The organism is Pseudohaliea sp., from assembly GCF_054552115.1.
This window is the reverse complement of sequence record NZ_JBTOLW010000028.1, coordinates 45,338-54,064: the sequence shown is the minus strand read 5'-3', so window position 1 is coordinate 54,064 and position 8,727 is coordinate 45,338. Positions and strand designations below refer to the sequence as shown.

At 69.6% G+C, this 8,727-nt stretch carries 9 protein-coding genes; 4 read left to right on the top strand and 5 right to left on the bottom strand.

Translation table 11 applies throughout. The annotated features are described in order from the left end of the window. Nucleotides 1-140: 140 nt before the first annotated feature. From ACX93N_RS13050 to ACX93N_RS13030, 5 genes are all read right to left on the bottom strand, one after another. Complete coding sequence (locus ACX93N_RS13050) at nt 141-473, bottom strand: DUF2288 domain-containing protein (RefSeq protein ID WP_459428870.1); 333 nt, start codon at nt 471-473, stop codon at nt 141-143. Then, nucleotides 466-1,116 (bottom strand): MBL fold metallo-hydrolase, encoded by a 651-nt coding sequence (locus ACX93N_RS13045; protein ID WP_459428869.1) that lies wholly within the window; start codon nt 1,114-1,116, stop codon nt 466-468. Before ACX93N_RS13045 ends, ACX93N_RS13050 begins: the two co-directional genes overlap by 8 nt. Further along, nucleotides 1,113-2,426, bottom strand: a complete 1,314-nt coding sequence (locus ACX93N_RS13040) for a dicarboxylate/amino acid:cation symporter (protein ID WP_459428868.1) — start codon at nt 2,424-2,426, stop codon at nt 1,113-1,115. The genes ACX93N_RS13045 and ACX93N_RS13040 overlap by 4 nt, the downstream gene beginning before the upstream one ends. Before the next feature lie 58 nt (nt 2,427-2,484). Beyond that, nucleotides 2,485-2,751 carry a hypothetical protein gene (locus tag ACX93N_RS13035; RefSeq protein ID WP_459428867.1) on the bottom strand — a complete coding sequence of 89 codons (267 nt, stop codon included), beginning with the start codon at nt 2,749-2,751 and terminating at the stop codon, nt 2,485-2,487. Between the two features lie 99 nt (nt 2,752-2,850). Next, entirely contained in the window at nt 2,851-3,693 is an 843-nt protein-coding gene (locus ACX93N_RS13030; protein ID WP_459428866.1) for a pirin family protein, read from the bottom strand. Nucleotides 3,694-3,797: 104 nt separating this feature from the next. Between ACX93N_RS13030 and ACX93N_RS13025 the strand changes: the two genes are divergently transcribed. The 4 genes from ACX93N_RS13025 (at nt 3,798) to ACX93N_RS13010 (ending at nt 8,690) form a co-directional block, all read left to right on the top strand. After that, the gene (locus tag ACX93N_RS13025) at nt 3,798-4,670 is read left to right on the top strand and encodes a LysR family transcriptional regulator (RefSeq protein WP_459428865.1); all 873 of its coding nucleotides are present in this window, start codon (nt 3,798-3,800) and stop codon (nt 4,668-4,670) included. A gap of 112 nt (nt 4,671-4,782) precedes the next feature. After that, a complete protein-coding gene (locus tag ACX93N_RS13020; protein ID WP_459428864.1) occupies nt 4,783-5,757 on the top strand; it encodes a glutathione S-transferase family protein in 975 nt (324 codons plus the stop codon). Nucleotides 5,758-5,859: 102 nt separating this feature from the next. Continuing rightward, on the top strand, nt 5,860-6,267 hold the full coding sequence (locus tag ACX93N_RS13015; protein WP_459428863.1) for a CBS domain-containing protein: 408 nt from the start codon (nt 5,860-5,862) through the stop codon (nt 6,265-6,267). A 47-nt stretch (nt 6,268-6,314) separates the two neighbouring features. Continuing rightward, nucleotides 6,315-8,690 carry a Tex family protein gene (locus ACX93N_RS13010; protein ID WP_459428862.1) on the top strand — a complete coding sequence of 792 codons (2,376 nt, stop codon included), beginning with the start codon at nt 6,315-6,317 and terminating at the stop codon, nt 8,688-8,690. Nucleotides 8,691-8,727 lie beyond the last annotated feature (37 nt).

Sequence of the window (8,727 nt, the reverse complement as noted above, 5' to 3'; positions counted from 1 at the left end):
GGGCGGATGGTGGGGGGTGCCCCCACCAAGCGTGTATCGGGGAGCGACTGGGGGTACCCCCCACCATCCGCCCCGGCAAGCCAGAAAGGGCCTGTTACACGAAGGGCCTGCTACACGAAGGGCCTGTTAAAAGGCGTGTCTCAAGCGGGTTCTTCCGCAAGCGGCTGCACCAGCACCCAGGGTGCGGCGACCACGGCCCAGAGCGTAGCGCCCGTCGCTTCCCAGTCCCGCGCGTCGTCGTCCGTGGCCGGGCGCACCTCGCCCGCCTCGGTCCAGGCCTGGAACCGGGCGACGTTATCGAGACCCAGCTGCACCGCCACCTCCACCAGATCCAGGGCCGGCGCGACACGGATCACGCGGCCGCCGGCAAAGTGCACGGCGAGGTCCTCCCAGGGAATGCGCGCCGTCTGGCCAAGGTAGGCGGCACGCAGCTCGGCGGCCCGCTCGTCGGCGGTACCTTGCTCGTCAGCCATAGCGGGGGTCGGCGACAAAGGGGTTGCTCTGGCGCTCGTGCCCGAGGGTCGAGGTGGGGCCATGGCCGGGGATGAAGGTCACGTCGTCACCGAGCGGGAAGAGCTTGTCGCGGATGCTGCTGATGAGCTGGTCGTGGTTGCCGCGGGGGAAATCCGTGCGGCCGATGGAGCCCTGGAAGAGCACGTCCCCGACCCAGGCCAGGCGCTGGCCGCGGTGGAAGAGCACGACGTGGCCCGGGGTGTGGCCCGGGCAGTGCAGCACTTCCAGTTCCTGGGCGCCGACCGTCACCCGGTCACCGTCTTCCAGCCAGCGGTCCGGCTCGAAGGCCTCGGCCCGGGGAAAGCCCGCCATCTGGCACCACTCGGGCAGCTTCTCGAGCCAGAAATCATCGCCCCGGCCCGGCCCCTCGATGGGCAGCCCCAGTTCCTCCCGGAGCTCGCCGGCGAGGGCGCAGTGATCCATGTGGGCGTGGGTCAGAATGATCTTTTCCAGTTCCACACCCAGCTGGTCCACGGCAGCGAGGATGCGCTCGCGGTCGCCGCCAGGGTCGAACAGCGCGCCGCGGCCCGTCTCCTCGCATTTCAGCAGGGAGCAGTTCTGCTGGTAGGGCGTTACCGGGACGATGGATACCTTGATGCTCACGCGACCTCCCGTTCCGTTGTTCCCTCGTCACGGTCCGGGTAGCGGTCCGCGTTCGGGTCCATGTACACATGCTCGTCCAGCTGGCCCTCGGAACTCGCCACCACCACGGACACGGTGGCGTCCCCGGTGACGTTGACCGCCGTGCGGACCATGTCGAGGAGCCGGTCGATGCCGATGATAAGGCCGATGCCCTCCACGGGGAGGCCCGCCTGCTTGAGCACCATGGCCAGGGTGATCAGCCCGACGCCCGGTACCGCAGCGGTACCGATGGAGGCGAGCGTCGCCGTGAGGATCACCGTGAGATAGGCCGTCAGGCTGAGGTCGAAGCCGTAGACCTCGGCGATGAACACCGTGGCCACGCCCTGCATGATCGCGGTGCCGTCCATGTTGATGGTAGCGCCCAGCGGCACGGTGAAGCCCGCAACGGAATTGTTCACGCCGAGGCGCTTCTCGACGGTACGCAGGGTGATCGGCAGTGTCGCTCCCGAGGAGGCGGTGCTGAAGGCAAAGGCCCAGACCGAGCGCATCTTGTTCAGGAGCATGGCCGGGGAGCGCCGGGCGAGTAACTTTAGAATGAGGCTGTAGACCACGAGCCCGTGGAACAGCAGCACCGCCAGCAGGGTGAAGAAGTACTTGGCGAGATCGGCGATGGCCGAAAGCCCCATGTCGGCGAAAAGCATGCCGAGGAGCGCGAACACGCCGTAGGGCGCAAGGCCCATGAGGATGCCCACCATGCGCATGACCACGGCCTCGAGGTCGCTGAAGAAGGCCGCGATGCGGCGTCCGGCCTCTCCCGCATGGGAAATCGCATAGCCGAAAAGCAGGGCGAAGACGATGATCTGCAGCATCTCGCCCTCGGCCATGGCCGCTATGGGGTTCGACGGGAAGATGTTGACGATCACGTCCTTGAGCGGCGGCGGCTCGGTGGGTTCGAAGGTGGCGCTGGTATCCAGGCTGACGCCGGAACCCGGCTCCACCACCACCGCCACGAACAGGGCGGTCGTCACCGCGACCGCCGTGGTGCACAGGTAGAAGAGCACGGTCTTGCCGGCAATGGGCCCCATGCGCGCGCTGTCACCGAGGGAACTCGCGCCGCAGATCAGCGATACCAGCACCAGTGGCACCACCAGCAGCTGCAGGGAAGCGACGAAGACACGGCCCACCACGTCGAAAAGCCCGTTCACGAGGTAGGTGCTGATGCCTTCGCGGACGATCTCCGGCGTGGCCCCGCTGCCCACGAGCAGGTTGAGCAGGGAGCCGACGAGGACCCCGGCGACCATGGCGAGAAGGATTCGGTTGGTCAGACTCAAGGCGGGTCTCCTGCGAACATCGGCGCCACCGGCCGGTGGCAGGCTTGAGGGCAGGCCATCAGCGGCCGCCGGCGCTGCCGCCGTCCTCGCAGGCCCCCGGCGCCCAGGCGGCGACGGCGTCATCCGCGCAGGCGTTACAGGGCGATGCGTAGTCGGCGCGGCCGCCGGCGATCAGCGTGGCGCAGACCGGGTCGTACACCATGGTGCAGACCTGCGGACGCGGCGCCGTGCAGGCGGTGACCGTGTCACCGGCGGGCGCTTTGCTCCCGGTGCCCGCGCAGGCCCCCAGGGCCAGTGCCAGTGCCGCGATGCCTGCGCGCTTCATGCCGCCTGTTCCTGCCCGTCGTCGAAGCGCGCAAGGATACCACTTCGCTATGGGCGCGTGCAGGCGCGCCCCGTTGGGGCGCGATCAGTCGAGGCGCAATCAGTCGAGGAAGGTGCCATCCCGGTACTGGGCGAGGGCCTGCTCGATTTCCTCCCGGGTGTTCATGACGAAGGGGCCGTAATGGACGACGGGCTCCCGGAGCGGGCGACCGCGCAGCACCAGTAGCCCCGCGCCCGCGGGACCCGCCTCCAGGGGCCAGCCACCGTCGCCGGCCGCCACCAGCAGGTGACCCCGGGAAACGCCCTCGGGCCCGATACCGGCCAGCTCGCCCTCGTAGAGATAGGCAACGACGTTCTCGCCCGCCTCGCTGGTCACGGTGACCGTCGCACCGGGGGCGAGGGAGAGGTCCGCAAGGGACGCCTGCGGGGACAGCTCCTCCAGCGCGCCGCTACCGCTCACACCACCGAGGCACCAGTCTCCGGCCAGCAGCGCGGCCTCGAAGCCCTCGCCCGCGAGCCGGGGCAGCGCTGCCCTCTCGATATCACGGTAGCGCGGCGCTCCGAGCTTCTCTGCCGCCGGCAGGTTTACCCAGAGCTGGAAGCCATGCAGGCCCGCGCTGTCCTGGGTCGGCATCTCGGCGTGGATGATACCGCGCCCGGCGGACATCCACTGCAGGCCGCCGTCGCGGATCTCGCCGCGGTTGCCCTGGCTGTCCTCGTGCGCGATACCGCCGTGCTTCATGTAAGTCAGCGTTTGCATACCCCGATGCGGGTGCGGCGGAAAGCCGGCGGCGAAGTCCTCGCGGTGCTCGGAGCGCAGTTCGTCGAGCATGAGCAACGGGTCGAGTGCGGCGTCGCCGAAGCCCGCCACCCGCTGGATGGCGACACCGGCACCGTCGCTGGTAGCCTGGGCACGCCGAAGCGCTGTGACCTGTCTTGGCATGATGATGCGCCTCCCTGTTCGTAATGACCTGAGCATAAGGTCGATATTATCGGTAGAAAAGCGCAAAATATCGGCCCAAATATTCGAACTTAGAGGACATCAGGGTGAGCAAGGCAACACTCGAGCAGTGGCGCATGCTCCGCGCCGTGGTCGACCACGGCGGCTTCGCCCAGGCCGCCAGGGCCATTCACAAGAGCCAGTCGAGCATCAATCACGCGGTGCACAAGCTGCAGGACCACCTCGGCCTGCCGCTTTTCGAGGTGGTCGGGCGCAAGGCCGTGCTCACGGACGCCGGGCGCCTCATCCTGAAACGCGCGGAACAGCTGCTCGACCAGGCGGACGCGCTGGAGGCGGTCGCCGACGGGCTTTCCACGGGCGTCGAGGCGGAGCTGCGCATTGCCGTCGACGGGGTCTTCCCCAGCGGCTGCCTCGCCGACAGTCTCGCCACGCTCGCCCGCGAGTACCCGCACACGCGCGTCGAGCTGCGCGAAACCGTGCTCTCCGGGGGCGCCGAGCTGCTCAAGGCGGGCGAGGTCGACCTCCTCGTGGCACAGCAGCTGCCGGAGGGCGTCCTCGGCGAGCGCGTGCTCGACACGGAGTTCGTGGCCGTCGCCCACCCCTCGCATCCGCTACACGCCCTGAACCGCCCCCTGGACTTCCGCGACCTCGCCGGGCACAGGCAGATCGTCGTGCGCGACTCCGCCCGCGGCCCGCGCACGGACGCCGGCTGGCTCGGCGCGGAGCAGCGCTGGACCGTCACCCAGCTCGCCACCTCCGTGGACATGATCTGCCGCGGCCTCGGTTTCGCGTGGCTGCCCCTCACCCGCATCGCGCCGCAGCTCGAGGCCGGCAGGCTGCGGGAGCTGCCCCTGGAGCGCGGCAGCCGGCGCCCGGTGACACTGCAGCTGGCCCGCTCCGACAGCGCCAGCGCCGGCCCGGCCCTGGCACGCCTTGCCGAGCTGCTACGGACCGCATAATTTCTACTATTTAGAATAAATTAGCCGTATTTTTGCGCTTTTCGATTCATAAAATAGAACTTACTGTGGCGCTCAGTCAGGACAGGTATCAACACGACAGGGGAGCTGCCCGATGGGACTACTGATCGACGGCCGGTGGCACGACCGCTGGTACGACACAAAGAAGAGCGGCGGGCGCTTCGAGCGCGAGGATGCCCGCTTCCGCCGCTGGGTCACGGCAGACGGGGCGCCCGGCCCCGATGGCGAAGGCGGCTTCGCCGCTGCGCCGGGGCGCTACCACCTGTATGTGTCCCTCGCCTGTCCCTGGGCGCACCGGACCCTGATCGTCCGTGCCCTGAAGGGGCTGGAGGATCTCATCGATGTCTCGGTAGTCAGCCCCCTCATGCTGGAAAACGGCTGGACCTTCGACGAGGCAGAGGGCTCTACCGGTGACCGGGTCGGCGGCCGCACCTTCATGCACGAGGTCTACACGGCAGCGCGGGCGGACTACACCGGCCGGGTCACGGTACCGGTGCTCTGGGACCGGGAACGCGCGACAGTCGTCAGCAACGAGTCCGCGGACATTATCCGCATGCTGAACACGGCCTTCGACGGCCTCACCGGCAGCACGCTGGACCTCTGCCCGGAGGACCTGCGCGCCGCCATCGACGAATGGAATGCACGCATCTACCCGCGGGTGAACAACGGTGTCTACCGGGCCGGCTTCGCCACCACCCAGGCCGCCTACGAGGAGGCCTTCGGCGAACTGTTCGCGGAGCTCGATGCCATTGATGCCCACCTGGCCGAGCACCGCTTCCTCGCCGGTGACCGCTTCACGGAAGCGGACGTGCGCCTGTTCACAACCCTGGTGCGCTTCGACGCGGTGTACCACGGGCACTTCAAGTGCAACCGGCAGCGCCTCGAGGAGTTCGCGCACCTGCCCGGCTACCTGCGCGAGCTCTACCAGCTCCCGGGTATTGCCGGGACCGTGGATTTCACACACATCAAGGGGCACTACTACCGCTCACACCCCACCATCAACCCGACGGGGGTGGTGCCCGCGGGGCCGGCGCTGGACTACGAACGCCCCCACGGCCGCGACCACTGACCCTTCCCGTCCCCTGCGCCCCGGTGCTGGCCCGTCCATGGCGGGCCCGTTTATACTCCGCAGCCAGCTCGAACTGCATCGCCAGCGACACAGGAAACCGCCATGCTCCGCTCCGTCAGCCTGCGTGACTACATGCTGCGCCACCCGGCCACCGTCAGGAGCGACGCCACGATCCGCGAGGCCATGCAGGTGATCGTGGACAACAAGATTTCCGGGCTTTGCGTGGTCGACGAAGCGGGGCAGCTGGTCGGCATCCTCTCGGAGCTGGACTGCCTGCGCGCCATCCTGGGCGCGGCCTATACCGAGTCCGACCCGGGCCGGGTGGCCGACGTGATGGCGAAGGACAACCTCGTCGTGGCCCACCCCGACGAGGATATCGTCGATGTCGCCCAGGACATGCTGATCAAGAACAAGCGCCGGCGCCCGGTGGTCGAGAACGGCAGGCTCATCGGCCAGATCACCTGCCGCCAGCTGCTCGAGGCCGTCAGCCAGTTCCAGCGCACGCCCTGAGCAGCCGCCCCGCTCAACACCCCTTTCCCAGTTTTCCAGGAGCGCCCATGACCATCGCCCAGCGCCTGGCGACGGAGCTATCCGTTCGCGAAGCCCAGGTGAGCGCCACGCTCGCCCTCCTCGAGGACGGCGCCACCGTCCCCTTCATCGCCCGCTACCGCAAGGAGGTGACCGGCGGTCTCGACGACAGTCAGCTGCGCGAGCTGGAGGAGCGGCACCGCTACCTCGCGGAACTCGAGGCGCGCCGCGAGACGATCCTCGACTCGATCCGCGAGCAGGGCAAGCTCACCGAGGCCCTGGAGGCGCAGCTGCGGGCCGCCGACAGCAAGGGCCGCCTCGAGGACCTGTACCTGCCCTACAAGCCGAAGCGGCGCACCAAGGCGCAGATCGCGCGCGAGGCCGGCCTCGAGCCGCTGGCGGAGGCCCTCTGGCAGGACCCGGCGCAGGAGCCCGCGGCCGCCGCGGCGGCCTACCTCAACGCCGACGCCGGCATCGCCAGCGCCGACGACGCCCTGGACGGCGCCAGGCAGATTCTCATGGAACGCTGGTCCGAGGATGCGGACCTGGTCGCGCGGCTGCGCGCCTTTCTCGCCGACAACGCCCTGCTGCGCTCCGCCGCCGCACCCGGGGCGGCCGAGGACACCGAGGCGGCCAAGTTCCGCGACTATTTCGAGCACTGTGAACCCCTCGCCGGCGTCCCCTCGCACCGTGCCCTGGCCATGTTCCGCGGCCGCAACGCCGGCTTCCTGCAACTGGCGCTGGTCATGGACCCGGAAGAGAAAGCGGGCGACGCCCACCCCTGCGAAGCGATGCTTGCCGATCACTGGGCGGTGAAGGACGAGGGCCGCGCCGCCGACGGCTGGCTGGGCACGACGCTGCGCTGGACCTGGCGCGTCAAGCTGCTCACTCGCCTGCAGACGGACCTCCTCGGCGACCTGCGCGAACGCGCAGAGACCGAGGCGATCGCCGTGTTCGCCCGCAACCTCAAGGACCTGCTGCTGGCCGCGCCCGCCGGGCCGCGGCCGACCATGGGGCTCGACCCGGGCCTCAGGACCGGCGTGAAGGTGGCCGTCGTCGACGGCACCGGCAAGCTCGTGGACCACGCCACGATCTTCCCGCACGCGCCGCAGAAGCGGGAAGCGGAGGCCGCGGCCACCGTGGCGGCGCTGGCCCGGCGCCACGGCGTGGAGCTCATCGCTATCGGCAACGGCACCGCCAGCCGGGAAACAGACGCCTTTGTCGGCCGCCTGCTGGGGGCGGAGCCGGCCCTCGCGGCCACGCGGGTCACCGTGTCGGAGGCCGGGGCCTCCGTCTACTCCGCCTCACAGCTGGCAGCCGAGGAGTTTCCCGACCTCGACGTGACCTTCCGCGGTGCCGTCTCCATCGCCCGGCGCCTGCAGGACCCGCTGGCCGAGCTGGTGAAGATCGAGCCCAAGGCCATCGGCGTGGGCCAGTACCAGCACGACGTCAGCCAGGTCGCGCTGGCCCGGCAGCTCGACGCGGTGGTGGAAGACTGCGTGAATGCCGTGGGCGTGGACGTGAACATGGCCTCGGCGGCCCTGCTCACCCGGGTTGCCGGCCTGTCCGCGAGCCTGGCGGCGGCCATCGTTGCCCACCGCGACGGCCACGGTGCCTTCGCCAGCCGGCAGGCACTGCTGGCCGTGCCGCGCTTCGGCGCCCGCACCTTCGAACAGGCCGCGGGCTTCCTCCGGGTGAACGGCGGCGAGAACCCGCTGGACGCCTCCGCCGTGCACCCGGAGTCCTACCCCGTCGCCGAGGCCATCGCCGCCAGCGCGGGCCGGTCGCTCAGCGCGGTGATCGGCGACAGCGCCTTCCTGAAGGGCCTGGAAGCGACGGCCTTCGTCACCGCCGAACGCGGCCTGCCGACCGTGCGCGACATCATCGCCGAGCTGGAAAAGCCGGGCCGGGACCCGCGGCCGGCCTTCCAGACCGCGAAGCTCCGCGACGACGTGCAGACGATGGCGGACCTCGTCCCGGACATGGTGCTCGAGGGCACGGTGACCAACGTCACCAACTTCGGGGCCTTTGTGGATATCGGCGTGCACCAGGACGGCCTCGTGCACATCTCCCGCCTCGCTGACCGCTTCATCAAGGACCCGCACAGCGTGGTCAGGGCCGGTGACATCGTCACCGTGAAGGTGCTCGCCGTGGACGCCCCGCGCAAGCGCATCAGCCTGACCATGCGTCTCTCCGACAACGCCGCCGATGCCGAAGAGGGCAAGGCCGCCGCAGACAGTCCCCGGGGCGGTCGCGGGCGCCGCGGCGACCGGCACGACAGTGGTCGGGGCAGGCAGGGAAAGGGCAGCAAGAGCGGCAAGGCCGGCGACAAGCGGCGGCAGCAGCCCGCCGGTGGCGGCGCCATGGCCGCGGCCTTCGCAAAGGCGCGGCGCGGAGACTCGTAGGCTTTCCCGCGCGCCCGCAGGCTCCAGCGGAAAGCCG